The organism is Streptomyces sp. WMMC500 (assembly GCF_027497195.1).
GTDB lineage: Bacteria > Actinomycetota > Actinomycetes > Streptomycetales > Streptomycetaceae > Streptomyces.
In genome coordinates this window covers 2,972,473-2,998,209 of record NZ_CP114905.1, presented here as the reverse complement: position 1 = coordinate 2,998,209, position 25,737 = coordinate 2,972,473, and the positions used below count along the sequence as shown (strand labels likewise).

General features: G+C 74.9%; 19 protein-coding genes. 14 read left to right on the top strand and 5 right to left on the bottom strand.

Translation table 11 applies throughout. From position 1 onward, the window contains the following. The first annotated feature begins 194 nt into the window (after nucleotides 1-194). The 4 genes from O7599_RS12340 to moeZ all read left to right on the top strand — a co-directional run bounded on the left by O7599_RS12340 (nucleotide 195) and on the right by moeZ (nucleotide 4,441). Nucleotides 195-1,346: a hypothetical protein gene (locus O7599_RS12340; protein WP_281622198.1), complete on the top strand. Its 1,152-nt coding sequence runs from the start codon at nucleotides 195-197 to the stop codon at nucleotides 1,344-1,346. Next, nucleotides 1,343-2,410, top strand: a complete 1,068-nt coding sequence (locus tag O7599_RS12335; protein WP_281622197.1) for an NAD-dependent epimerase/dehydratase family protein — start codon at nucleotides 1,343-1,345, stop codon at nucleotides 2,408-2,410. The genes O7599_RS12340 and O7599_RS12335 overlap by 4 nt, the downstream gene beginning before the upstream one ends. Beyond that, the gene (locus O7599_RS12330; protein WP_281622196.1) at nucleotides 2,398-3,201 is read left to right on the top strand and encodes a spherulation-specific family 4 protein; all 804 of its coding nucleotides are present in this window, start codon (nucleotides 2,398-2,400) and stop codon (nucleotides 3,199-3,201) included. The genes O7599_RS12335 and O7599_RS12330 overlap by 13 nt, the downstream gene beginning before the upstream one ends. Nucleotides 3,202-3,262: 61 nt before the next feature. Beyond that, a complete protein-coding gene (moeZ, locus tag O7599_RS12325) occupies nucleotides 3,263-4,441 on the top strand; it encodes an adenylyltransferase/sulfurtransferase MoeZ (protein WP_281622195.1) in 1,179 nt (392 codons plus the stop codon). A gap of 119 nt (nucleotides 4,442-4,560) precedes the next feature. On the opposite strand, the gene O7599_RS12320 is transcribed toward moeZ, so the two are convergent. Beyond that, the gene (locus O7599_RS12320) at nucleotides 4,561-6,138 is read right to left on the bottom strand and encodes an alpha/beta hydrolase (RefSeq protein ID WP_281622194.1); all 1,578 of its coding nucleotides are present in this window, start codon (nucleotides 6,136-6,138) and stop codon (nucleotides 4,561-4,563) included. 130 nt (nucleotides 6,139-6,268) lie between these two features. On the opposite strand from O7599_RS12320, the gene O7599_RS12315 reads away from it, so the two are divergent. Further along, nucleotides 6,269-6,544 (top strand): YciI family protein, encoded by a 276-nt coding sequence (locus O7599_RS12315; protein WP_281622193.1) that lies wholly within the window; start codon nucleotides 6,269-6,271, stop codon nucleotides 6,542-6,544. A gap of 33 nt (nucleotides 6,545-6,577) precedes the next feature. Here O7599_RS12315 and O7599_RS12310 read toward each other — a convergent pair whose 3' ends face one another. After that, entirely contained in the window at nucleotides 6,578-9,340 is a 2,763-nt protein-coding gene (locus tag O7599_RS12310) for a lysylphosphatidylglycerol synthase transmembrane domain-containing protein (protein WP_281622192.1), read from the bottom strand. A gap of 161 nt (nucleotides 9,341-9,501) precedes the next feature. Here O7599_RS12310 and O7599_RS12305 point away from each other — a divergent pair, with 161 nt between their 5' ends. The 5 genes from O7599_RS12305 (at nucleotide 9,502) to nudC (ending at nucleotide 19,058) form a co-directional block, all read left to right on the top strand. Next, on the top strand, nucleotides 9,502-9,879 hold the full coding sequence (locus O7599_RS12305; protein ID WP_281622191.1) for an MGMT family protein: 378 nt from the start codon (nucleotides 9,502-9,504) through the stop codon (nucleotides 9,877-9,879). Nucleotides 9,880-10,053: 174 nt separating this feature from the next. Further along, complete coding sequence (locus tag O7599_RS12300; protein ID WP_281622190.1) at nucleotides 10,054-13,500, top strand: UvrD-helicase domain-containing protein; 3,447 nt, start codon at nucleotides 10,054-10,056, stop codon at nucleotides 13,498-13,500. Nucleotides 13,501-13,605: 105 nt separating this feature from the next. After that, the gene (locus tag O7599_RS12295) at nucleotides 13,606-14,313 is read left to right on the top strand and encodes a hypothetical protein (protein ID WP_281622189.1); all 708 of its coding nucleotides are present in this window, start codon (nucleotides 13,606-13,608) and stop codon (nucleotides 14,311-14,313) included. Nucleotides 14,314-14,420: 107 nt separating this feature from the next. After that, a complete protein-coding gene (locus O7599_RS12290; RefSeq protein ID WP_281622188.1) occupies nucleotides 14,421-18,002 on the top strand; it encodes an ATP-dependent DNA helicase in 3,582 nt (1,193 codons plus the stop codon). Between the two features lie 105 nt (nucleotides 18,003-18,107). Beyond that, a complete protein-coding gene (nudC, locus tag O7599_RS12285) occupies nucleotides 18,108-19,058 on the top strand; it encodes an NAD(+) diphosphatase (RefSeq protein WP_281622187.1) in 951 nt (316 codons plus the stop codon). Between the two features lie 24 nt (nucleotides 19,059-19,082). Here the strand turns inward: nudC and O7599_RS12280 are convergent, their stop codons facing one another. After that, complete coding sequence (locus O7599_RS12280; RefSeq protein WP_101421709.1) at nucleotides 19,083-19,340, bottom strand: mycoredoxin; 258 nt, start codon at nucleotides 19,338-19,340, stop codon at nucleotides 19,083-19,085. A gap of 180 nt (nucleotides 19,341-19,520) precedes the next feature. Between O7599_RS12280 and O7599_RS12275 the strand changes: the two genes are divergently transcribed. From O7599_RS12275 to O7599_RS12260, 4 genes are all read left to right on the top strand, one after another. Continuing rightward, the gene (locus tag O7599_RS12275) at nucleotides 19,521-21,758 is read left to right on the top strand and encodes an ATP-dependent DNA helicase UvrD2 (RefSeq protein WP_281622186.1); all 2,238 of its coding nucleotides are present in this window, start codon (nucleotides 19,521-19,523) and stop codon (nucleotides 21,756-21,758) included. Between the two features lie 169 nt (nucleotides 21,759-21,927). Beyond that, complete coding sequence (locus tag O7599_RS12270) at nucleotides 21,928-22,251, top strand: hypothetical protein (protein WP_281622185.1); 324 nt, start codon at nucleotides 21,928-21,930, stop codon at nucleotides 22,249-22,251. Nucleotides 22,252-22,364: 113 nt separating this feature from the next. After that, on the top strand, nucleotides 22,365-22,730 hold the full coding sequence (locus O7599_RS12265) for a WhiB family transcriptional regulator (protein ID WP_106966315.1): 366 nt from the start codon (nucleotides 22,365-22,367) through the stop codon (nucleotides 22,728-22,730). Then, nucleotides 22,727-23,038 (top strand): hypothetical protein, encoded by a 312-nt coding sequence (locus O7599_RS12260; RefSeq protein ID WP_281622184.1) that lies wholly within the window; start codon nucleotides 22,727-22,729, stop codon nucleotides 23,036-23,038. Before O7599_RS12265 ends, O7599_RS12260 begins: the two co-directional genes overlap by 4 nt. 77 nt (nucleotides 23,039-23,115) lie before the next feature. Here O7599_RS12260 and O7599_RS12255 read toward each other — a convergent pair whose 3' ends face one another. Further along, entirely contained in the window at nucleotides 23,116-24,516 is a 1,401-nt protein-coding gene (locus O7599_RS12255; RefSeq protein ID WP_281622183.1) for an AarF/UbiB family protein, read from the bottom strand. Beyond that, the gene (locus tag O7599_RS12250) at nucleotides 24,509-25,729 is read right to left on the bottom strand and encodes a ThiF family adenylyltransferase (RefSeq protein WP_281622182.1); all 1,221 of its coding nucleotides are present in this window, start codon (nucleotides 25,727-25,729) and stop codon (nucleotides 24,509-24,511) included. The genes O7599_RS12255 and O7599_RS12250 overlap by 8 nt, the downstream gene beginning before the upstream one ends. Nucleotides 25,730-25,737 lie beyond the last annotated feature (8 nt).

Genomic DNA, 25,737 nt, shown 5'->3' with positions numbered 1-25,737 from the left:
ACCCGTCCGTCGACACGGGGTCCGCGGGCGATGGCGCGGCGGCTTCGCCGCGCGCCCGCTCCTCAGCCGCCGCTGAGCCCGACTCCACTTCCCCGCCCCCCGCGGCGGAGCCGACGCCCCCCGCCGTCGGCGGGTCCGCGCCGGCGCGCCCTCCGGCGGCGGCCGGCCGCCCCCGGCGCGGGTTCGCCGATCCCGTGCGCGGGATCATGTACCGGCACCGGGAGCTGTGCCGGCGGGCCGTCGATCCGCTGGAGATCGCCGCCGGGCTGGAGGCGCACGGCGTCACCGACCGGACGGCCGTGCGGTATCGGCACCGGGACGTGTTCTCGCTCGCCGAGGAGATGTACGCACGGACCCGCGGGCCGGGCGCCGGGCCCCCGCCGCCGGGCGGCCCCCGGCCCCGTACGCCGCTCGCCCCGCTCGCCCACCTGACGCCGCTCGGCGGCGGGCTGCTCGTGCTCGCCGCCACCGGGCTGTCCGGCCGGGCGCAGGCCGCCCTGACCGCCGCCGGCGTCGCCTGGGCCGTGGTCGCGCTGGTGCTCGGGTTGCAGCGGGGGCCCCTCAGGGTCGGGGCGGGGCTGCCCGCCGGGGCCGGGCTCGCCGTGGGGTGGCTGCTGGCGTACGCGGTGTACGGGGACTGGTTCCTCGGCGAGCTGCTCGGCGGCGCCACCGGCGTCTCGCGCGCGCCGGTCGTGTCGTACGCCACCGCCGCCGCCCTCGCCGGGCTCACCGCCGCCGTGCTGCCCGCCGCGGCCGTCGCCCGCTGGTTCGCCGCGCGGGCCCGCGGCAGCCTGCGGGACAGCCGGGACCTGGCCGAGTTCCGCGCCCGGGTCCGCCCGCCGCTCGCCGCCGCCGTCGTCGCCGTGGTGGCCGTCCTCGTCGCGTTGCAGCTCGCCGCCGCGGGTGCCGAACCCGTCGTCGGGCGGCTCGCGGACCCGGCGCACCAGCCCGACGCCGGCAGCGCACCCTGCGCCCCTGCCGCCGCCTGCGCGCTCGGCGCCCTGCTCTTCCTCGCCCGGCTGCTCACCGTGCACGGCTTCCCCCGGGCCGCCGCGTACGGCGTCGCCGCCGCCTGCGCCGCGCAGGTGACGGCGCTGCTGCTGGTCCTGGCCGCCCGGGTTCCCGGGCTGGCCGTGCTCGGCCGTCCGGTCGAGCTGCTGGTCGCCGGCCCCGCAGGTTTCCGCATGGCCGCCGTGCCCGCGGTCGCCTGCGGCGGAGCCGCGCTCGCGCTGCTGGCGTTCGCCGGCCGCGCCCTCACCCGAGCCTCAGCTCATCGCAAGGAGCACACCGAGATGACCGCACCACCACTGGCCCCGCCCTCCCCGCACGACGGGGGTGCCCGATGAGGGTGTTGCTCATCGGCGGCACCGGCTTCGTCGGCCGCTACGTCGCAGACCGCCTGCTCGCCGACCCCGCCGTGCAGCTCACCGCGCTCGGCCGCGGCGACGACGCGGACGTGCGGTTCGACCTGTCGTCCGGCAGCCCCGGCGCGCTGACCCGGTTCCTCGACGCCGTGCACCCGGGCGTCGTCGTCAACTGCGCCGGCACCACCCGCGGCGGCGCCCGGGACCTGACCCGGCACAACACCGTCGCCGTCGCCACCCTCTGCGAGGCCATGCGGCGCAGCAGTTGCTCGGCGCGGCTGGTGCACGTGGGCTGCGCCTCGGAGTACGGGCCCTCGCCGGCCGGCTCGTCGACGGCCGAGGACGCGCTGCCGCGCCCCGGCGGTCCGTACGGGGTGAGCAAGCTGGCCGCGACCGAGCTGGTGCTCGGCTCCGGCCTGGACGCGATCGTGCTGCGGGTGTTCTCGCCCGCGGGCCCCGGCACCCCGGCGGGCTCCCCGCTCGGCCGGCTGGCGGAGGCGCTGCGGCGGGCGATGCAGCAGGGCGACGGCGAGCTGAAGCTCGGCGGGCTCGGCGCGCAGCGGGACTTCGTGGACGTACGGGACGTGGCGCGGGCGGTGCACGCCGCGTCGCTGTCGGCGGCGCAGGGTGTGGTGAACATCGGCGGCGGGCGCGCGGTGCGGCTGCGGGACGCGGCGGCGGCGCTGGCGCGGGTCGCGGGGTACGGCGGGCAGTTGCACGAGTACGACACGGCGCTGACCGGCCGGATCCCGCAGCCCGCGGGCGCCGGACACGGCCTCGGACACGGCGGCCCGGGGCACGGGATGAGCCACGGCATGGGCCACGGCCACGGCCACGGACCGGGCCACGGGCCCGGCCACGGCACGAACGGCGGCCCCGGCACGGAACCGCCGGCGGTCACCGCGGCGTATCCGTATCCGGACGGGTGCGGCGCCTGGCAGCAGGCGGACATCAGGACGGCGCGGGACCGCCTCGGCTGGCGGCCCCGGATCGGAATCGAGGAGAGCCTTGCGGATATCTGGATGGAGGCGGCATGCCGGATCTGAGAGCTGACGGGACCGGCGCACCGGCCGGTGCCGCCGCGGTGCTGCGCGACCTGCCCGAGCCGGGGACCGACCGGCGGCAGCTACCGGCGCAGCCGGCCGAGACCCCCCTCCGCCTCGCCGTCCCCGGCTACGCGCACCCGCTCGTCGCCCCCGTCGAGTGGGGCGAGCTGACCCGGCCCGCCGCGGCCGGTGCCGTCCACTGGACGGTGCTCGACGTCGCCGGCGGGCCCGGCGCCCGCCCCGACCCGCACTGCCTGGAGGCTGCGGGCCGGCTGAAGTCGGCGCGGGTGCGCACCCTCGGCAGGCTCGACCTGGGCCACGGCCGACGCCCCTTCGGCGAGCTGATCAGCGACGCCCACCGGTTCCTGGAGTGGTACCGCGTCGACGGGTTCTACCTCGGCCGCTGCCCCGCCGACCGGGACCGGCTGCCGGAGGTCCGGCGCCTGGCGTCGACCCTCGGCGCGCTCTGCCCGCGGGCCCACGTCGTCCTCGGCGTAGGCACACACCCGTACGCCGGCTACGCCGAGGCCGCCGACCAGCTCGTCACCTTCGCGGGCCCGTGGGCGGACTACCGCTGGTCGCAGGTCGCCGAGTGGACCGCGGAGCACCCCGCGGAGCGGTTCTGCCATCTGGTCCACGGCGTCCCGCCGACGCATCTCGACGAGGCCATGCGGGTCGCCCGCTGGCAGGGTGCGGCCTCGGTGTTCTTCACCGACCGGCCCGGCTGGGAGGCCCTGCCCGGCTACTGGGACGACCTCGTCTCGCGTCTCGGACAGGGTGTCTCGGAATGAGGGGGTGCGTGGCAGTGTTACGGAAAGACCCACAGTGCTCTCACACGCTTACGGAGTCCCCGTGTCGCTGCCACCGCTGGTCGAGCCCGCCCCCGAGCTCTCCGTCGACGAGGTCCGCAGGTACTCGCGCCACCTGATCATCCCGGATGTCGGGATGGCGGGCCAGAAGCGGCTGAAGAACGCCAAGGTGCTCTGTGTGGGCGCCGGCGGTCTCGGCTCGCCGGCGCTGATGTACCTGGCGGCGGCGGGTGTGGGCACGCTCGGCATCGTCGAGTTCGACGAGGTGGACGAGTCGAACCTGCAGCGCCAGATCATTCACAGCCAGGCCGACATCGGCCGCTCCAAGGCCGAGTCCGCCCGCGACACGGTGCTGGGCATCAACCCGTACGTGACGGTGCGGCTCCACCAGGAGCGGCTGGACTCCTCGAACGTGATGGAGATGTTCGCGGAGTACGACCTGATCGTCGACGGCACGGACAACTTCGCCACCCGCTACCTGGTCAACGACGCGTGCGTACTGCTCGGCAAGCCCTACGTGTGGGGCTCCATCTACCGCTTCGACGGCCAGGCGTCGGTCTTCTGGGCCGAGCACGGCCCGTGCTACCGCTGCCTGTACCCCGAGCCCCCGCCGCCCGGCATGGTGCCGAGCTGCGCCGAGGGCGGCGTGCTGGGCGTGCTGTGCGCGTCGATCGGCTCGATCCAGGTCAACGAGGCCATCAAGCTGCTCGCCGGCATCGGCGACCCGCTGGTCGGCCGGCTGATGATCTACGACGCCCTGGAGATGCAGTACCGCCAGGTCAAGGTCCGCAAGGACCCGGACTGCGCGGTCTGCGGCGAGAACCCGACCGTCACCGAGCTGATCGACTACGAGGCGTTCTGCGGCGTCGTCTCCGACGAGGCGCAGGAGGCCGCGGCCGGCTCCACGATCACTCCGAAGCAGCTCAAGGAGTGGATCGACGAGGGCGAGAACATCGACATCATCGACGTCCGCGAGCCCAACGAGTACGAGATCGTCGCGATCCCCGGCGCCCGGCTGGTCCCGAAGGACGAGTTCCTGATGGGCAACGCCCTGGAGGGGCTGCCGCAGGACAAGAAGATCGTCTTGCACTGCAAGACGGGTGTCCGGTCCGCGGAAGTCCTGGCGGTGCTGAAGTCGGCGGGCTTCGCGGACGCGGTGCACGTGGGCGGCGGCGTGGTCGGCTGGGTGAACCAGATCGAGCCGGAGAAGCCGATCTACTGACGCACGACGTACCACGCACGACGTACCACGCACGACGTACCACGCACGACGTACGGCAGAAGACGCATGATGCCGCCGCCGGAGGGCTTCCGGCGGCGGCGTCGTGCGTGCGCGCGGGACTACTTCCGGCAGGTCGTGTCGTTCCGCGGGGCCCGGCCGTCGAGCAGGTAGGCGTCGACCGCCTCCTGCGTGCAGCGGTTGCCGCTGCCGTACGCCCCGTGCCCCTCGCCGACGCGCGTCAGCTTCACCGCCACGTCGCCGCCGAGCGCGTCGACCATGCGCTGGGTGCCCTCGTACGGCGTCGCCGGGTCGCCGGTGGACCCGACGACCAGGATCTTGTCCGCGCCCTTCGCGCTCACCTGCGGCGTCGAGCGCTTGCCCGTCACCGGCCAGCCGTCGCACGACGCCATGCCCCAGGCCATGAAGTCGCCGAAGACCGGTGACGCCTTGCGGAACTCCGGCAGCCGGTCGCGGACGTCGGCCGTCGAGTAGCGGTCCCTGGTGTCCGCGCAGTTGATCGCGAGGAAGGACGACTGGAGCGTGTTGTAGTGGCCGTCCGGCTCGCGGCCGTTGAGGGCGTCGGACAGGACCAGCAGGGTCGCGCCGTCGTCGTCCTGCGCCTGCTGCAGGCCCTGCGTCAGCAGCGGCCAGAGCTGCTTGGAGTACAGCGACTGCGCGATACCCCCGGTCGCCAGCGACTCCGTCAGGTCCCGGCCCGAACTGCCCGGGATCGGCTTGCCGTCGAGCCGCTTCAGGAGGTCCGCGACGTCGTCGGTGGCGACCGCCCCCTCGCCGGCGGCGCTGTCGCCGAGCGGGCACTTCCCGCCCTGCCGCGCGCAGTCCTCGGCGTAGTTCTCCAGCGCCTGCTGGAAGCCCTTCGCCTGCGCCAGCGAGCGCTGCGCGCTGTCCTGCGTCGGGTCCACGGGGCTGTCGAGCACGGCGCGGCCGACCCGCCCGGGGAAGAGGTGGGCGTAGACGGCGCCCAGTTCCGTGCCGTAGGAGATGCCGAAGTAGTGCATCTTGTCGTCGCCGAGTGCGGCGCGCATGAGGTCCATGTCGCGGGCGGCGTTCTCGGTGCCTACGTACGGCAGGACCTTGCCGGACCTCTTCTCGCAGGCGGCGGCGAAGTCGTGGATCCGGTCGAGGTACGCCTTCTCCTCCGCCTTGTCGTCGGGGGTGTTGTCGGCGGCGAAGTATTTGTCGAGCGCGCGGTCGCCGAGGCAGCGCACCCCGTCGCTGCGGCCGACGCCGCGCGGGTCGAAGCTGACGAGGTCGTACTGCTTGTGCAGCGTCTTGTACTGGCCGGCCAGGCCCGGGATGGTGTCGATGCCGGAGCCGCCGGGGCCGCCGAAGTTGAACAGGAGCGAGCCGATGCGCTCCGTCTTCGGCCCGGTGGCCTTGGCGCGGATCATGGCGATGCCGATCTTCTCGCCGTCCGGCTTCTCGTGGTCGAGCGGTACGTCGAGCGTGCCGCACTGCCAGTCGATCTCCGCGACCGGCGCCCCCGGCGCGGGCGAGGGGAGGTTCTTGCACGCCCCCCAGTGGATGCCGGCCGCCGCTCCGTCCTCCCTGCCGCTGGTGTGCTCGGACGACGACGCGATGCCGCAGCCGCCCGCGGCCAGGGCGGTCAGCAGGACGGCGGTGACGGCGGTGGCGGCGGTGACGGCGGCGGCGGTGGTCGGCTTGGTGACCCGCACGGGGGCTCCCCGGTCTCGGCGGTGGCGGACTGCCATCGTCCGGCGCGGCACGGACGGCCGCGCGCTGCGCGGGGCGTACGGGTGAGTACGGTGGTCCGGTACCGTTCACCCCCGCCACCAGGGAGGCCGCGTGTCCTACTACGTCCTCGACTACTCGTACGTCGACGACTACCTGGAGCGGCGGGACGCCTACCGGCAGGCGCACCTCGACCTCATCCGCGAGTCCCACCGGCGCGGCGACCTCGTCATGGCCGGCGCCATGACGGAGGCCCCGCCGCGCGGCCTGATCGTCTGGCGGAGCGACGGCCCGGGGCCCGCCGAGGAGTTCGTCAGGAAGGACCCGTACGTGGCGAACGGGCTGGTGGACAAGTGGAGCATCCGCCCCTGGCACGTCGTCGACCTGTAAGGCGCCGCCGCCCGTCCGGGCGCCCCGCTCGGGCTACAACGCGCCCTTGCGGGTCAGGTGCGTGAACGACAGCCACCCCGGCAGCACCGGCATCCAGAACGTCAGCAGCCGGAACAGCAGCACGGCCGACAGCGCCGTGTCACTGGGCATCCCCGCCGCCGTCAGACCCGCCGTGAGCGCCAGCTCCACCGCGCCCACGCCGCCCGGCGTCGGCGCCGCCGAGCCCAGCGCGTTGCCGGCGAGGAAGACGACCGCGACGCTCGCGAAGCTGAGGTCGCCGCCGAAGGCCCGTACCGAGGCGTCCAGGCAGAGCACGAACGACAGCGTCATCAGCACCATGCCGCCGATGCCCGCCGCGAGCTTCTGCGGGCGCTGCAGCACGTCCAGCATGCGCGGCACCACGCCCGCGAACAGCGACCGGATCCGCGACGACACGGCCTTCCGCAGCAACGGCACGGCCGTGATGATCAGGATCAGCACCGCCGCCGCGAGCAGCCCGGCGATGACCGTGCGGGACGGGGACAGCGACGGCGTCCGCTCGGTCCCCGTCAGATAGCCGAAGGTGAGCAGCAGCAGGATGTGGCTGCCGAGCCCGAAGAGCTGCGAGGCGCCGACGCTGGCGACCGCGAGGCCCGGCCGTACGCCCGACTTCTGCAGGAAGCGCGTGTTGAGCGCGACCCCGCCGACCGCCGCGGGGGCGACGAGCTTGACGAACGAGGCGGCGACCTGCGCCAGCACCGTCCGCCCGTACGGCACCCGTTCGGGGACGAAGCCCAGCAGCGACAGCGCGGCGGCGAGGTACGTGGCGGCGGAGAAGACCGCGGCCAGCGCCGCCCAGCGCCAGTTCGCCTGGGACAGCACGTCGTCGACCTTGACGTGCGTGAGCTGCGTCAGCAGGAAGTACGCGGCGAAGACGCCCGCGATGATGCTGACGAGCGTCCGCGGCCGGATCCGCTCGATCCGGACCGGCTCCACCGGCGCCTGCGGCCGGATCAGCAGCACGTGCTGGCGGATCTGCGTGAGCACGTCCTCCTCGCGCGCCTCGTCCAGGGCGCCCTCGATCGCCCGCTTCTCGGCCTGCTTGGCGGCCCGCATGCTCTTGCGGTCCCCGGCCGCCAGGCGCTTGCGCGACCGCGACGCCTCGATGACCGCCTCGCGCTCGCGGGCGGCCCGCTCGCGGGAGAGCCGGCGCAGCTCCGCGCGGGTGTCCCGGGTCAGCGCGATCGGCTGGAGTAGCGGCAGGGCGTCCGCGACCGCGTCCGGGCCGAGGACCTCCACCGCCGCCGCGACCGCCCGCTCGGCGCCGACCCGCAGCGCGAGGGTGGTGAGCAACTGGGCGATGTCCATGCGCAGCACGACGTCGCCCGCGGCGATGTCGCCGTTGCTGAGGTCGGTGAGGATCACCTTGCCCCCGCGGGTCACCAGCACGGCGTCCGCGTCGAGCCGGCGGTGCGCGATGCGGCGCGACTGGAGCGCCGCGACCTGCCGCCAGCTCTCGCGCATCAGCAGGTCGGTGATGGCCTCGTCGGGGACGGTGGCCAGCGGCCGGCCGCCGGTGTGCTCGTACACGAGCATGACCGCGTCGGGGCCGAGGTCGGAGGTGGCGATGAGCTTGGGGGCGTTGGCGCCGGCGGCGATCGCGGCGTACGACAGCAGCGCCTCCTGCTCCAGCGCCTGCCGCAGCGACTGCATGCTGCGCCGCTGGTAGACGCCGCGCAGCGACAGGCGGCGCCAGGCGCGGTAGAAGAAGCCCTGGGCCTGCTGCTCGCGGTCGACGACGGTGACGTCCAGCGGCGGGCCGTCCTCCAGCGTGACGACGTACCGCCGCCCGCGGCCGTCGCCCTCCAGGTCCGGCTGCTCCTCGGGCACCAGCGCGCTGACGGGGCGGAAGCCCACGCGGCGCAGGCCGGCGAGGAGGTTGCGGGCGGTGGGGCGGACGTTGGGGGAGCCGACCGCGTACATCGTGCCGAAGGCGACGGTCCAGCCGATGAGGACGGTGAGCAGGATGGCGAACGGCGTGGTGTAGCCACCGACGAGCACCGCGAGGCCGTCCAGCACCAGGACCGTCCACATCAGCACGCGCCAGCGCGCGTGCCGGGACATGCCGACGGCGGTCATATAGGCGATGACGGGGGCGAGATAGCCGTGTACGGGGTCGGTGCGCTCGCCGTCGCGGGCGATCTGCGTCAGCGCCCCCTGCACGGAGCCGGGGGCGGCCTCGGAGACCCAGAGGGAGACGGCGAGCCCGGCGCCGTGCGCGAGGACGGCGGCGAGCACGCCGTCGGCGATGCGCAGGCCGTCGCGTTTGACGAGGCGTTCGACGGCGAAGGCGACCGGGACGATGAGGACGGCGATGCTGGAGGTCAGGCCGCCGAGGGTGATGACGAACGAGGGCGTGTACTCGGCGCCCTTGGTGATGTCCTCCTCCAGGCCCTCGGTGGTGGCGTGCGCGACGGTGGCGAGGCCCAGGACGGCGGCGATGCCGAGGATGCCGAGGAGCAGCCGCATGAGGTCGGAGGGGCGGTGCACGCGGGCGGGCAGGAGGGGGTCGTCGCCCTCGATGGGCCCGGGGGCGGAGCGGCGGCGGGAGTCGTGGCGGAAGTCGTGACGGGACTCGTGGCGGGAGTCGTGGCGGGTGGCGGCGGGGGAGTGGGGGCGCGGGCCGTCGTAGAGACCGCGCGGACGCGCGCTCCCCTCGTGCCCCTCGTCCCTCTCGTCACCGTCCCGGCGGGCAGGACTCTGCGCCTCCGTGGCCGGCTCTGCCGGCGGAGGCTCGGCCGCGGAATCGCGCCGCATGCCCTGGGTTGTCCCGTCTTCGTCTCGTATCACCAGTCACCGCCCGCACGATGGTGGCACGAGCATGTCTCCGATGGTCGCATCCGGGTCTGCTTGACAGCGGTGTGCCCGCTGCCGGTCGCCGCGCCGGACTGTCGGCGGTCTGCGGCAGGATGGGGCGGATGGACGACGCGACGCCCTCCGCCGGCACCCCGGGCCCCGACGCGGTTCTTCTCGACGAGTATGCGGACCGTGTGCTCTCCGTGGCAGAGGGCATCCCGCCGGGCCGCGTGATGACGTACGGGGATGTGGCCGAGTTCATAGACCGCGGCGGGCCGCGTCAGGTGGGCCGGGTGATGGCGCTCTACGGGAGCGCCGTGCCCTGGTGGCGCGTGGTGCGCGCGGACGGCCGGCCGCTGCCCGGCCACGAGCGCGAGGCCCTGGAGCAGTACCGCGTGGAGGGCACGCCGCTGCGCGCCACCACCGGGGGTGAGCAGCGCATCGACCTCCGCCGCGCCCGCTGGCAAGGCGACGGCGACGGTGTCGAGGGTCATATCTGACAGCTTCCGACACCGGTCACCAAACGGCCCGGGCCACCGCCCGTACGGAGTACGGTTCGGCAACCGGCCTTCGAATCCCGTCCTCTGCCACCGGCGATACATGTGAGCACTTCGTCCGTCTCCTCCCCGGCCTACCGGCTCGTCCGCACCGCACCCGTGCGGCCGGTCCCCCCTGTGCCGGACGCAGCGCAGCGCGCTGTGGTTCATCACGGGGACGGACCGCTTCTCGTGCTCGCCGGGCCCGGGACGGGCAAGACGACGACTCTGGTGGAGGCCGTCACCGAGCGGATCAGGCGCGGGGCGGACCCCGAGCGGATCCTCGTGCTGACGTTCAGCCGCAAGGCGGCGGTGGAACTGCGGGACCGGATGGCGGCCCGGCTGGACGGCGCGCCGGCGCCGCAGGCGAGCACGTTCCACTCGTACTGCTACGCGCTGGTGCGGGCGCACCAGGACGCGGAGATGTTCGTCGAGCCGCTGCGGCTGCTGTCCGGTCCCGAACAGGACGTCGTCGTGCGCGAGCTGCTCGCCGGCCACGACGCCGACGGCGGGCGGGCGCGGGTGTCCTGGCCGGCCGAGCTGCGCGCCTGCCTGACGACGCGCGGGTTCGCCGACGAGGTACGGGCCGTGCTGGCGCGCAGCCGGGAGCTGGGGCTGGGCGCGGCGGCCCTCGACCGGTTCGCGGCGGCGGCGGGGCGGCCGGACTGGGGTGCGGCGGGGGAGTTTCTGGCCGAGTACCTGGACGTGCTCGACATGCAGGGGGTGCTGGACTACGCGGAGCTGGTGCACCGGGCGGTGCTGCTGGCCGAGACCGAGCGGGTGGCGGCGGACCTGGCGGGGCGGTACGACGCGGTGTTCGTCGACGAGTACCAGGACACGGACGCGGCGCAGGTGCGGCTGCTGCGGGCGCTGGCGGGCGGCGGCCGGACGCTGGTCGCCTTCGGCGACCCGGACCAGTCGATCTACGCGTTCCGGGGGGCGGACGTCGGGGGGATCCTGACGTTCCCGGAGGTCTTCCCGCGCCGGGACGGCGGCGCGGCGCCCGTCGCGGTGCTGGGCACGTCGCGGCGCTCGGGCGCGCGGCTGCTGGCGGCGACGCGGCTGCTCACCCGCCGGATGCCGCTGCCGCGGCTGCCGTCGGCGGCGGTACGGGCGCACCGGGGGCTGGCGGCGGTGCGCGGCGGCGGGCGGGTGGAGGCGTACACGTACCCGACCGCGAGCGGCGAACTGGACAACGTCGCGGACATCCTGCGCCGTGCGCACCTCGAAGACGGCGTCCCCTGGCGCGAGATGGCGGTCCTGGTCCGCGCGGGCGCCCGCACGATCCCGTCGGTCCGCCGCGCCCTGACGTCGGCGGGAGTGCCGCTGCACATAGCGGGCGACGACCTCCCGCTGCGCCACGAGCCGGCGGTCCAGCCCCTGCTGACGGCCCTGCGGGTGGCGGCCCGACCGCCCGCGGCGGAGCACGGCAGGGCGGACGCGACGGAAGCCGGGGAGCGCACCGAGGAGAGGGCGGACGCCGCGGATGACGAGAACCCCGGTGGCGTTCCGCTGGCGCGGCGTACGCCGGTGACGGGTGGGCGGGGGGGAGACCCGGCGCCGGAGGCGCCATCGACCGGCGCGACGGAAGACGCGGCACCCGACTCGGGGACGAACCCCGAAGAGGGCCCCGCCGACCCCGCACCCGCCGGCGAACCGCCGCAGAACGCCCCGGCAACCGACCCCGCACCCACCGACCCCGGCACCCCCGCACCCGACCCCTGGATCCCCCCCGACGTCGCCGTCGCCCTCCTCTCCTCCCCCCTCGGCGGCATGGACGCCGCCGACCTGCGCCGCCTCGGACGCGCGCTCCGCGAGGAGGAGCGGGCCGGCGGACGGTCCGTACCGCGTCCCTCCGACGTGCTCCTCGCCGAGGCGCTCGCCGAGCCCCGGCGCCTCGTCGTGCACGACCGCGCGTACGCCGCCCACGCGCTCCGTCTCGGCCTCCTCCTGGGCAGGACCCGCGACCTCCTCGCCCGCGGCGGCACCGCGGAAGCCGCGCTGTGGGAGCTGTGGGACGGCACCCCCTGGCCCGGCAGGCTGGAGCGCGCCGCCGCCCGCGGCGGCCCAGGGGGGCGCAACGCCGACCGCGACCTCGACGCCGTCTGCGCCCTCTTCGAGACCGCCGCCCGCGCCGAGGACCGCACCGGAGGCCGCGGCGCCCTCAACTTCCTGGAGGAGCTCCAGGCCCAGGACATCGCCGCCGACGTCCTCACCCGCCGCGCCGAGGACGCCGCGGGCCCCGACGCCGTACGCCTCATGACCGCGCACCGCGCCAAGGGCCTTCAGTGGCGGCTCGTCGTCGTCGCCCAGGTCCAGGAGGGACTCTGGCCCGACCTGCGCCGCCGCGGCTCCCTGCTGGAGGCGGACCGCATCGGCCGCGACGGCCTCGCCGAGCCGCTGCCGCCCGGCGCGCTCCTCGCCGAGGAGCGCCGGCTGTTCTACGTCGCCGCCACCCGCGCCCGCGAACGGCTCGTCGTCACCGCCGTGAAGGCGCCGGCGGAGGACGGCGACCAGCCGTCGCGGTTCCTCGCGGAGCTGGGCGTCGACCCCAAGGACGTCACCGGCCGCCCCCGCCGCCCGCTGTCCGTCGCGGCGATGGTCGCAGAACTGCGCGCCACGACCGTCGACCCGGAGGCGTCCGACGCCCTGCGCGCCGCCGCCGCCGAGCGGCTGGCCCGGCTGGCGGCGCCGGCGGACGACGGCCGCCCGCTGGTGCCCGCCGCGCACCCGGACCGCTGGTGGGGCCTGGACGATCCGACGGAGAACGCGGTACCGCTGCGCGACCGCGACCTGCCCGTCGCGCTCTCCGGCAGCGCCGTGGGGCAGTTGGTCGACACCTGCGCGCTGCAGTGGTTCCTCGGCCGGGAGGTGCGCGCCGACGAACCGGCCTCCGCCGCCCAGGGCTTCGGCCTCGTCGTCCACGCCCTCGCCGACGAGGTCGCCTCCGGCCGCACCCCCGCCGACCTCGACGCGCTCATGGAGCGCCTCGACGGCGTGTGGGACGGCCTCGCCTTCGACGCGCCGTGGAAGTCCGCCCAGGAGAAGGAGCACGCCCGCGCCGCCCTGGAGCGCTTCCTGCGCTGGCACGTGCTGGAGCGGGGCCGCCGCCCGGTGGCCAGCGAGCGGGAGTTCGACGTCACGCTGAAGGCCGGTACGTACGAGGTGCAGATCAAGGGCACCATGGACCGGGTCGAGGAGGACGCGGAAGGCCGCGCGTACGTCGTCGACTTCAAGACCGGCAAGTCGAGGCCGACCGGGCCCGAGGTGGCCGAGCACGCCCAACTCGCCGTGTACCAGGCCGCCGTCGCCGAGGGCGCGGCCGGCGCGGAGCGCACCGTGTCCGGCGGCGCCGAGCTGGTCCACCTGCGGATCGGGGCGCCCGTCCGGGAGGGCGGCGACGCGCTGCCGAAGGTTCAGTCGCAGCCGCCGCCGGACGGCGACTGGGTGCCCCGGCTACTGGCCACCGCCGCCGCCCGGGTGCTCGACGAGCGCTTCGGGCCGACGCCCGGCGACCACTGCGCACAGTGCGCGTTCCGCAGCTCCTGCAGCGCCCGCCCGGAGGGGCGGCAGGTCGTCGAGTGAGAGCAGGGTGCGAGACCACGGTGTGAGACCCCGGTGTGACACCGCGGGCTCGTATGTGGTCGTATGACCAGTCGGTCAGGCGTAAGCAACAAGTAAGGATTGACTGTGCGGAAGAGCGTGGTGGCGGCGGCTCTGGTCTCGGCCCTGGGCGTGACGGTCCTGTCGGCGTGCGGCAGCGAGGACGACGGTCTCGCCGGCAAGTCGGCGGAGGAGATCCAGGACGAGACGGTGGACGCCATGCGCTCCGCCAAGTCGATGACCCTGGACTTCCAGCAGACCGGAGCCCAGCAGACGGCGATGAAGCTGGCGGTGACCAAGAGCGGCGAGTGCACGGGCACCCTCAGCCTGGACGGTGCCAACGCGGAGGTGCTGCGCGTCGACGGCACGTCCTACATGAAGCCGGACACGAAGTTCTGGGAGCAGAACGCCGGCAGCCCCGAGCAGGCGCAGCTCATCGAGGCGACGGTGGGCGACCGCTGGGTGGAGGCGGGCACCGGGCAGGACGACTTCGCGTCCTTCTGCGACCTCGACACGATCCTCAAGGGGCTCGAAGAGGACAAGGGAGACAAGAAGGACAACACCGAGAAGGGTGACGAGGGCGAGGTGGGGGGCACCCCGACCATCACCCTGGTGTCGAAGGAGGACGGCGAGACCACGACGGTGCACATCGCCACCGAGGGCGAGCCGTACATCCTGAAGATGGAGATCGAGGGCGGGGACGAGCCGGGCATGGCCGAGTTCTCGGCGTTCAACGAGAAGGTGGACGTCACCGCCCCGGCCGACTCGGTGAACCTCAGCGAACTCGGCGGCTGAGACCGGGCCGAGACGGCCCGTGCGCCCCGTAGCGCAACCTCCGTCTCCCGCGCCCGCCGGCAGCCGTACGACCACGGCTGTCGGCGGGCGGCGCTACGCTCGCTGGAATGCCGGCCCGTATCACCCACCCCGATCAGCTCAGAGAGCTCCTCGGGATCCCCTTCACCGCGGAGCAGACGGCGTGCATCACCGCACCGCTCGCCCCGCAGGTCATCGTGGCGGGGGCGGGGTCCGGCAAGACGACGGTGATGGCGGCCCGCGTGGTGTGGCTGGTCGGTACGGGTCAGGTGGCGCCGGAGCAGGTGCTGGGGCTGACGTTCACGAACAAGGCGGCGGCGGAGCTGGCGGAGCGGGTGCGCCGGGCGCTGGCGCAGGCGGGGGTGACGCCGGCGGACGGGGCCGCGGGAGCGGGTGCGGACGGGGCGTACGGCGACGGCGCGCCGGGGAACAACGCTTCGGGGAACGGCGCTTGGGGCGAGGGCGCGTCAGGCGACGGCTCGGCGGAGCCCGGTGAGCCGCGGATCTCCACGTACCACGCCTTCGCCGGCCAACTGCTCAAGGACCACGGCCTGCGCATCGGCCTCGAACCCGGCGCCCGCCTCCTCGCCGACGCCACCCGCTACCAGCTCGCCGCCCGCGTCCTGCGCACCGCCCCCGGCCCGTACCCCGCGCTGACGAAGTCCCTGCCGACGCTCGTCGGCGAACTCCTCGCGCTCGACGCCGAGCTGGCAGAACACCTCGTGGAGCCCGACGCGCTGGCGGACTTCGGCGCCGCGCAGCTCGCGGCGCTCGACCGGGTCCGGCTCACCAACGACGAGCTGCGCAAGGCCCCCGCGGCCGCCGCGGCCCGGCTGGAGCTGCTCGACCTCGTCCGGGCCTACCGGCGCGAGAAGCGCCGCCGCGACCTGCTCGACTTCGGCGACCAGATCGCCCACTCCGCGCTGCTCGCCGAGAACCACCCGGCGGTGGGGCGGCTGCTGCGCGAGGAGTGCCGGGTGGTGCTGCTCGACGAGTACCAGGACACGTCCGTCGCCCAGCGGCGGCTGCTGGCTGCGTTGTTCGGTGGTTTCGGTGGTTTCGGCGGTGCCGGCGGTGGCGCGGGGCACGCGGTGACCGCCGTCGGCGACCCCTGCCAGGCGATCTACGGCTGGCGCGGCGCGTCCGTCGCCAACCTCGACGACTTCCCCGCCCATTTCCCGCACGCCGACGGCACTCCCGCGCGCCGCCAGGCGCTCGGCGAGAACCGGCGCAGCGGCGGGCGCCTGCTCGCACTCGCCAACGGCCTCGCCGCCCCGCTGCGCGCGCGCCACGTCGGCGTCGAGGCGCTGCGCCCGGCCGCCGGCGCGGAGCGGCACGGCACGGTGCGCTGCGCGCTGCTGCCGACGTACGGCGCGGAGCTGGAGTGGCTGGCGGACTCGGTGGCGCATCTGGTGCGTACGGGGACGGCCCCCGGCGACATCGCCGTACTGTGCCGCACCGCGGGCGGCTTCGGCGACATCCAGGCGGCGCTGGTCGCCCGGGACGTACCGGTGGAGGTCGTGGGACTGGCCGGGCTGCTGGACCTGCCGGAGGTCGCGGACCTGGTCGCGATGTGCGAGGTGCTCCAGGACCCGACCGCCAACGCCGCGCTCGTCCGCCTCCTGACCGGCCCCCGGTGGCGCATCGGCGCCCGCGACCTGGCGCTGCTGGGGCGCCGCGCGCGGCTGCTGGTCGCCACGGCGCGTACGGACGGCGAGCCGGACGCCGACGAGCGGCTGGCGCAGGCCGTCGAGGGCGTCGACCCGGCGGAGGTGGCGTCGCTGGCCGACGCGCTGGACACGTTCCTCCAGGCCCGGCAGCCCGACGACGGGCTGCCGTTCGGCGCGGCGGCGCGGGCGCGGTTCGCCCGGCTGGCCACGGAGCTGCGGGACCTGCGGCGGTCGCTGGCGGACCCGCTGATGGACGTGCTGCACCGGGTGCTCGGCGTGACGGGCCTCGACGTCGAGCTGTCCGCGTCGCCGCACGCGCTGGCGGCGCGGCGGCGCGAGACGCTGGCGCGCTTCCTCGACGTCGCCGCCGACTACGCCGCGTCGGCCGCGCTCGACGGCGAGGCGACACTGCTGGCGTTCCTGGGCTTCCTGCGGACGGCGGCGCAGTACGAGAAGGGGCTCGACAGCTCGCTGCCGGGCGACGGACGGGACACGGTCAAGGTCCTCACGGCGCACAAGGCGAAGGGCCTGGAGTGGGACGTCGTGGTGGTGCCGGGGCTGGTGGAGAAGCACTTCCCGAGCCGGCAGCCGCGCGAGTCGTGGGTCACGCAGGGCAAGGTGCTGCCGCACGCGCTGCGGGGCGACGCGGAGACGCTGCCGGACGTGGGGGAGTGGACGGCGCGGGGGCTGAAGGACTTCAAGGCGGCGATGCGGGAGCACCAGGAGGTGGAGGAACTGCGCCTCGGGTACGTCACGGTGACGCGCCCCCGGTCGCTGCTCCTGGGCTCGGGGCACTGGTGGGGCCCGACGCAGAAGGAGGCGCGGGGCCCGTCGGCGTTCCTGCACGCGCTGCGGGAGCACTGCGAACGCGGCGGCGGGGAGGTCGAGGTCTGGGCCCCGGAACCGCCGAAGGGGGCGGAGAACCCGGCCCTGGCCGAGCACGCGGCAGAACGCGCGTGGCCGCTCCCGCTGGACCCGACGGCCACGACCCGCCGCCGCGAGGCGGCGGCGGCCGTACGAGCGGCCCTGGACCGCCGCGCGGCGGCCGGGCCCGAGGGCGGGCCGCAGACGCCGGGCAACGAAGCCGGGGCCGGCGAGAACCCGGCCCCGGTAACCGCCGGATCCGCCACGACCGGCGGAGCCGAGGGGGCCCCGGGGGCGGAGCCCCCGCCCGCGCCGAAGGCGCCGGGCGTTCCCGGGCCCGATGCGGCCCCGGCCGCCGGCGCCCCGGACGCGTCGTCCCTCGACAAACCGTCCCCCGCAAACGGGCACGCCCCCGACGCCGTACACCCGCCTCCCCCGGAGGGACTCCCGCGGGCCGACGCGCGGGTCGTCGAGTCCTGGGACCGGGACATCGACGCCCTCGAAGCCGAGCTGCTCGCCGCCCGGCAGCCCGTCCGGGACGTCGTCCTGCCCGCCTCCCTCACCGCCTCGCAGCTCCTCCGGCTCGCCGCCGACGCCGAGCGGTTCACGCGGGAGCTCGCCCGCCCCATGCCGCGTCCGCCCATGCCCGCCGCGCGGCGCGGGACGCGGTTCCACGCCTGGGTCGAGTCGCGGTTCGAGGCGCTGCCGCTGCCCATGCTCGGCCCCGACGAGCTGCCCGGCGGCGAGGAGGACGCCCCGGAGATCGCCGACGAACGCGAGCTGACCGCGCTCAAGGAGGCCTTCGAGCGGTCCCCGTACGCCCAGCGCACGCCGTACCGCCTGGAAGCCCCCTTCCAGCTCAGCCTCGCCGGACGCCTCGTCCGCGGCCGCATCGACGCCGTGTACCGCGGGCCCGGCGGCGGGTACGAGATCGTCGACTGGAAGACCGGCCGCAGCGGCAGCGCCGACCCCCTCCAGCTCGCCGTCTACCGCCTCGCCTGGGCCGAGCAGGAGCGGCTGCCGCTGGCCGACGTCACCGCCGCCTTCCTGTACGTACGCACCGGCGAGATCGTGCGTCCCGCCACACTGCCCGGCAGAGCGGAGCTTGAGGCCCTGCTGTCCGGCCGGACGGATTAGGCTCGGGGGCATGAGCGTCACCCCCGGCAGCGTCGCCGACCCTTCGGCGTACCCGCGGGACGAGCGCGCGGGGGCCGTGTGCGGCGCGGCGGAAGGGGAGCAGCAGTGACCACGGGCATCGACCGGGCGGCCTCTCGGCCGGTCTCCTTCACGGCGGACAGCGGCGTCGACCGCGCCGCCCACCACCGCATCGACGAGGCGTGGCTGGCGGCGGCCTGGAGCCATCCGACGACCCGCGTCTTCGTGGTCTGCGAGGGGCAGGTGCTCATCGACGACACCGCCGACGGGGGCACGGAGCTGGTCACGACGCCCGCCTTCGAGGCCCCGCCGACCGAGCAGCACCGCTACTTCCTGGGCACCGACTCCGGCGGCGTGCGCTATTTCGCGCTGCAGAAGGACTCGCTGCCCGGCCGCATGGACGACACCGCGCGCCCCGCGGGGCTGCGCGAGGCGGGGCTGCTGCTGTCGGAGCGGGACGCCGGGCTGATGGTGCACGCCGTGGCGCTGGAGAACTGGCAGCGGCTGCACCGCTTCTGCTCGCGCTGCGGCGAGCGTACGGTCATCGCCGCCGCGGGCCACATCCGCCGCTGCCCGGCGTGCGGCGCGGAGCACTATCCGCGCACCGACCCCGCCGTGATCATGGCCGTGACGGACCCGGAGGACCGGATCCTGCTGGGCCGCCAGGTGCACTGGCCGGAGGGGCGCTTCTCCACGCTGGCGGGATTCGTCGAGCCCGGCGAGTCGCTGGAGCACGCGGTGCGGCGCGAGGTCTACGAGGAGGCGGGGGTGGTGGTCGGCGACGTGGAGTACGTGGGCAGCCAGCCGTGGCCGTTCCCGTCGAGCCTCATGGTGGGCTTCCTCGCGCGGGCGGCGGACGCCGAGGCCGCGCGGATCCGGGTGGACGGCGAGGAGTTGCACGAGGCGCGCTGGTTCTCCCGCGAGGAGCTGGGCGCCGCGTACGAGACGGGCGAGGTGCTGCCGCCGTACGGGATCTCGATCGCGGGGCGGCTGATCGAGCTGTGGTACGGCTCGGACCTGCCGCGGCGGCCGGGCTGACGGCCGCCGCGGAGCGCCGCGGCGTCAGGCGCCGAGGGCGGCCTTGACCTGGGCCAGCGACGGGTTCGGCATGGCGACGGACTCGCCGCCCTGCCGCGGCACCACGACGACGGTGGGCACGAGCTGGTTGCCGTTGTTCACGCTCTCGACGTAGGCGGCGGAGTCCGGGTCCTGCTCGATGTTGATCTCCTCGAACGGGATGCCCTCGCGGTCCATCTGGCTCTTGAGCCGGCGGCAGTAGCCGCACCAGGTGGTGCTGTACATCGTGACGGTGCCCGCCATGTCGCTGCGCTCCTTCGGGGTCGGCCGGGTCGCGGCGCGGTCTGTTCCGGAGAGTGAACGTACCCGGGGACGCCGCCATTCCCGTAGTACCGCCCGGCGGTCTGTGGACAACCGGCCCGCTCACGACGGGCCTGTGGACAACCGGCACACCGGTCCCGGCAGACCTGGCAGCATGGCGGGGTGACAGCAGCACCGCAGCCCCCGCCGTCCTCGCAGCCCTCCCTGTCCACGGAGCCCACGGAGTTCCCCGCCGTCCCGGGCTCGGCGGACGCGGTGCTGGCCGGGCTCGACCCGGAGCAGCGCGAGGTGGCCACGGCGCTGCGCGGTCCGGTGTGCGTGCTGGCCGGCGCGGGCACGGGCAAGACGCGCGCCATCACGCACCGCATCGCGTACGGGGTGCGGGCCGGCGTGCTGCAGCCGGCGAGCGTGCTGGCCGTCACGTTCACGAACCGGGCGGCCGGCGAGATGCGCGGCCGGCTGCGCCAGCTCGGCGCCCCGGGCGTGCAGGCGCGGACGTTCCACTCCGCCGCGCTGCGGCAGTTGCAGTACTTCTGGCCCCGGGCCGTCGGCGGTGAGCTGCCCCGGCTGCTGGAGCGCAAGATCCAGTTGGTCGCGGAGGCCGCGGCGCGCGCCCGCGTCCGGCTCGACCGCAACGAGCTGCGGGACGTCACCGGCGAGCTGGAGTGGGCGAAGGTCACGCAGACCGTCCCCGAGGACTACGCGGCGGCGACGGCCAAGGCCGGCCGCGACGCCCCGCGCGACCCGGCGGAGATCGCCGGGATCTACCGGGGGTACGAGCAGTTGAAGCGCGACCGCGGCGTCATCGACTTCGAGGACGTGCTGCTGCTCACCGTGGGCGTGCTCCAGGACCGGCCGGACATCGCCGAGCAGGTGCAGCAGCAGTATCAGCACTTCGTCGTCGACGAGTACCAGGACGTCAGCCCGCTGCAGCAGCGGCTGCTGGAGCTGTGGCTCGGCGGCCGGGACAGCCTGTGCGTCGTCGGCGACGCCAGCCAGACGATCTACTCCTTCACCGGCGCCACCCCCGACCACCTGCTGGACTTCCGCATCCGGCACCCGGGCGCCACGGTCGTCAAGCTCGTCCGCGACTACCGCTCCACCCCCCAGGTCGTCCACCTGGCCAACGGCGTGCTGGCCCAGGCCACCGGCCGGGCCGCCGCCGCCCGGCTGGAGCTGGTCGCGCAGCGCGAGGCGGGCCCGGAGCCGGCCTTCGCGGAGTACGCGGACGAGCCCGCCGAGGCCGAGGGCACCGCCCGGCACATCCGCCGGCTCATCGACGCGGGCGTGGCGCCCAGCTCGATCGCCGTGCTGTACCGGATCAACGCCCAGTCCGAGGTCTACGAGCAGGCGCTCGCCGACCTCTCCGTGCCGTACCAGATGCGTGGTGCCGAGCGGTTCTTCGAGCGGCCCGAGGTGCGCGAGGCCGGGGTCAAGCTGCGCGGTGCGGCGGTGGCCGGCAAGAACGACGCGCTGCTCGACGAGGCCGGCCGGGACGGCGACCTGGCCGCGCAGGTGCGGGCCGTGCTGGGGACGATGGGCTGGTCCGCCGAGGCGCCGGCGGGCTCGGGCGCGGCGCGGGACCGCTGGGAGTCGCTGGCCGCGCTGGTGCGGCTGGCCGAGGACTTCGCGCGTGCCCGGCCGGGGGCGGCGCTGGGCGACCTGGTCGAGGAGCTGGCGGAGCGGGCCGCGGCGCAGCACGCGCCGACGGTCGAGGGGGTGACGCTCGCCTCACTGCACACCGCGAAGGGCCTGGAGTGGGACGCGGTGTTCCTGGTGGGGCTCACGGAGGGCATGCTGCCGATCACGTACGCGAAGACTCCCGAGCAGATCGAGGAGGAGCGCCGGCTGCTCTACGTCGGGATCACCCGGGCCCGGGTGCACCTGTCGCTGTCCTGGGCGCAGGCCCGGTCGCCGGGCGGGCGCGCCTCGCGGCGCCCGAGCCGCTTCCTGACCGGGCTGCGGCCGGGCTCCGGGCGCGGCGGCGCCGCCGGGGCGGTGGCGCGGGGCGGCGTCGAGCGCGGTGGTGCGGAACGGGGTGCGGCCGCGCGGCGCCGGCACCGCGGTCCGGTGCGCTGCCGGGTCTGCGGGCGGACGCTGACGGACGCCGGCGAGATCAAGCTGATGCGCTGCGAGGACTGCCCCTCGGACATGGACGAGGGGCTGTACGAGCGGCTGCGCGACTGGCGCGCGGTCCAGGCGCGGCATCTGGGCCAGCCCGCGTACTGCGTCTTCACCGACAAGACCCTGATCGCCATCGCCGAGGCCATGCCGGTCAACGAGCAGGAACTGTCGGTCATTTCGGGTGTGGGCAAGCGCAAGCTCGACCGATATGGCGCCGATGTCCTGGATCTGTGCGCGGGTCGCGAGCCGTCCGGCGGGCCCGCCGAGGACGCCTGACGGGGTCCGGAAAAAAATTCCCCGAAAAATGGTTTGCGATCCCCGGGAGTAGCCTCATAGCCTTCCGGCACGGAAGAACAGCTCTTCACGGAGCCGGTGATTCCGTGTTGTACTAGGAGACCTTGGACCGGCTCGCCGGTCCGACGAGACCAGAGAGGAGGAGAACCCCATGATCACCATCACGAAACTTGACGGTCGTGCTGCCGCCGGTCGTGAGGTCGTCTCCTCCTGCCTGCTCGCGGTCTCCGCCGCTCAGCTTCGCGCCACCGGTGTGTCCGGTGTCCGCGGCGGTCTGGGCGCCGACATCCGTGACGAGCGACCGACCAAGGCACTCCTGGTAGCAGCGGCGCAGGCTCCGGCCTATGCGGCGGCGGCAGCGGGTGCCGACCTCCAGCAGGAGTGGGCCAATGGCGCCTTTGCAGGCGGCATTGCGGCCACGACGCAGCACATGCGGGCCTTCCGCGGGCCTGATCCCTGGAAAGAACCATCTTGATCAAACCGATCGAGACGGCACCTTCCAGGGCCGCGGAACCCGAACCGGGATCCGCGGCCCTTTTGATTTGCCCAACGCAGAACTTGATCAACACGACGAGCAAGGACGGAACCGTGTCCCTCCCCGTGCACACCCCGCACAGGCCCACGCCCGACCCCGTGCCCGGCACCACAGACCTGGAGGTCCCCTTGACCCAGTTGACCGCTCTCACCGAGCTCGACGAGCGCATCGACGCGCTCGGCGACCTCGTGCCCTGCCGGAGCTACGACCCCGAGGTGTTCTTCGCGGAGACTCCGGCGGACGTCGAGTACGCCAAGTCCCTCTGCCAGACCTGCCCCGTCCGTGAGGCCTGCCTCGCGGGGGCGAAGGAGCGCCGCGAGCCCTGGGGCGTCTGGGGCGGCGAGCTGTTCGTCCAGGGTGTGGTCGTGCCGCGCAAGCGGCCGCGTGGGCGTCCGCGGAAGAACCCGGTCGTGGCATGAACGCCCACGGCACGATCGACCGTCCCCGCGCACACGCACCGGCAGAGCAGGAATCGACGATGAGCCCGTCCACCGACTACCCCGCAGCACGTCACGAAGCAGGCGCCTACGACGAGCGCCAGAACAGGAACCTTGAGATGCAACTCATGCCAGAAGCCCTCGCCCGGGCCCAGTATCGGGACCGGGTGGCGGCTGCCGAACAGGAACGCAGGGCCCTGCGACTGATCGCCGCCCGGCGGATGCAGCGCCGGGCCGAGCGCGCGCACATGCGCGCCCGGCGCGCGCTGGCCATGGCGGTCATGCAGTAACGGCCGGGCCGCACCGCGAGTGCCCGGCCGGCGGCGACCACGGCTCCGGCCGCCGGCGGCCGGGCCTGACGGTCCGGTCAGGCGGTCGCCGTCGCCGGGTCCTCCGTCGCCGCACCCTCGTGGGGGTCGTCCTCCGGACGGCCCCCTTCGGCGTACTCGGCGAAGCCCGGCAGCCACTCGGTCAGTTCCTCGCGCATCCGCACCTCGGCGCCGAGCTGGCAGAGCACCCCGATGGTGCTGAGCGTCACCCGGTGGATGAGCAGATACGACGGCGGCAGGTTGAGCTGCCGGCCCAACTGGTGCGCGGGATTGCGGGGATCGGCGATCCGGGCCGCCTGGGTACGCATCCACTCCCGGCTGAAGGCGAACTCCGCGACCGCCGCCGGCTGGATGATCGGCAGCAGATAGTCGAGCACCGCCTCCGGGTCCAGCTCGACGTCCGGTTTCACGAACCCCTGCTCGCGCAGCAGCTCGTAGACGTCGTCCGCCCGCCCCTCCAGCGTCATCCCGAGCGCGACCCCGATCTCCTCCGGCAGCCCGCCCGGCAGCCGGTCCACCGTGCCGAAGTCCATCACCCCGAGCCGCCACTCCTCCGGCTCGCCCTCCTTCACCAGCCGGAAGTTGCCCGGGTGCGGATCGGCGTGCAGCAGCCCCGTGCGCGCCGTGCCGGCGAAGAGGAACCGCGCCAGCAACTGGCCCACCCGGTCCCGCTCCTCCCGCGAGCCTTTCGCTATCAGCTCCGACACCGGCACGCCGTCCAGCCACTCGGTGACCAGCACCTGGTCCGCCTGGTGCACCACGTCCGGCACGAGGACGTCCGGATCGCCCGCGAACTCCTCCGCGTACGTGCTCTGGGCCCGGGCCTCCAGCTCGTAGTCCAGCTCCTCCGAGACCCGGTCCCGCAGCTCCTGGATCAGCGGCTTGATGTCCAGCCCCGGCACCAGCGGACCCAGCAGCCGCGCGAAGCGGCCCAACTGCGCCAGGTCGGACAGCAGCGCCTTGCCGGCGCCCGGGTACTGCACCTTGACCGCGACCTCGCGGCCGTCGTGCCACACCGCCCGGTGCACCTGCCCGATCGACGCCGCCGCCGCGGGCGCGTCCTCGAACTCCAGGAAGAGATCGCGCCAGTCCGCGCCCAGCCGCTCCGCCAGCGCACCGTGCACCGTGCGCACCGGCATCGGCGGCGCCGCCTCCTGCAGCTTGGTCAGGGCCGCGCGGTAGGGCCCCGCTATCTCCTCCGGCAGCGCGGACTCGAAGACGGACAGCGCCTGCCCGAACTTCATCGCCCCGCCCTTCAGCTCGCCCAGCGTCTTGAACAACTGCTCGGCGGTGCGCTGCTGGACCTCCCGGGCGACCAGCTCCGCCGGCCGGCCGCCGAGCCGCTTGCCGAGTCCCCAGGTGGCGCGGCCGGCGAAGCCCACAGGCAGCGAGGCCAGCCTGGCCGTACGCGTGATCGCCTTGCGCGGAAGGTCAGACATGGGCCACTCCCGTATCCCGGTCAGCGGCTGCCGCCGCACCGCACCCGCACCTCGGGTGTGGATCGAGCTCCGTCAACTCCCAGGCCAGACCCGGCAGTGCGAACTCCAGCCGGGCCCCCGTGCAGACCGGCAGCCGCCCGTCGAGAAAGGTCAGCGCGTGGGCGGCAGTCAGTCCCGCCACCATTGTCGCCAACGCCACATCGCACGCGGCGACCCCCTCCCGATCACCTCCGGCCCGCCACTGGGCGAGCATCCGCGGCCACTCCGGCTCCCGCTCCGCCCGGGCCGCCGCGAGGCAGCCCGCGCACGCGGAACCACCCGGCAGCACGAGCGGTCCCACCACCCCCGTGCCCTCCAGCACCCCCGCGTACACGTGCGGAACGCCCGCCGCGCGGTACCGCAGCGCGATCTCCGGATCCGGCGCGTACGCGGCGAGCCCGTCCCGCGGCGCCAGCACCACGAGCGACACCGCCCCGCCCGCGGCCCCGCCGCGCGCCGCCGGCCACGGCCCGGCCCGCCGCACCGCGCCCAGGGCCGCGTCCCTCCGCCGCCGGCCGACGTCCCCCGCGCCCACCCCGCCGGGCGTCACGTCCCACGGCTCGACGCAGCCGCCGTCGACGACCTCCACACCGCCGACACCCGCCGCGGAGAGCAGTGCCGCCACCGAGGCGCCCACCCGCCCGGCGCCGCGCACCACCACCCGCAGCCCCCGCCGCGCCCGCAGCCGCTCCACGGCGGCCCCGGGCTCGGGGTGCACCACGGACAGCGAGGCCTGGTCGCCCCGCAGCCGCGCCGGTATCGCCCCGCCCGGCCTTCGCCCCCCGGACGTCGACGGCCCGCCCGGCCCCGCCGCCGCCGGTGCGACGAGACCGGCGCCCGGGGAACGATGGACGCGGCGTGGACGGTCCGTGGAGGTCGGGTGGTCGTCCCGGGGAGTTACGGTGCCCTTCGGGGCGGGGGGTCCCTCGTCGATCAGCCCTGCCCGGGTCAATCGGGCGACGAGCGTGTCCACCGACCGGGCGGAGAGGCCGAACCTGTGCGCCTCGCGGCGCAGCGAATCCAGCCCGCGCGTGCCGTCCAGCCGGCGCAGGAACAGCCCCGTCGCCGCGTCCACGGGTTGGATCGACACCGCATGTGCCCTGGTCACGCCCATCTGCACGGTGTGCCTGCCGCGCCAGCTCCGCCGCAGCGCCGGCTTGATCATCGGATGCATTACGCCCC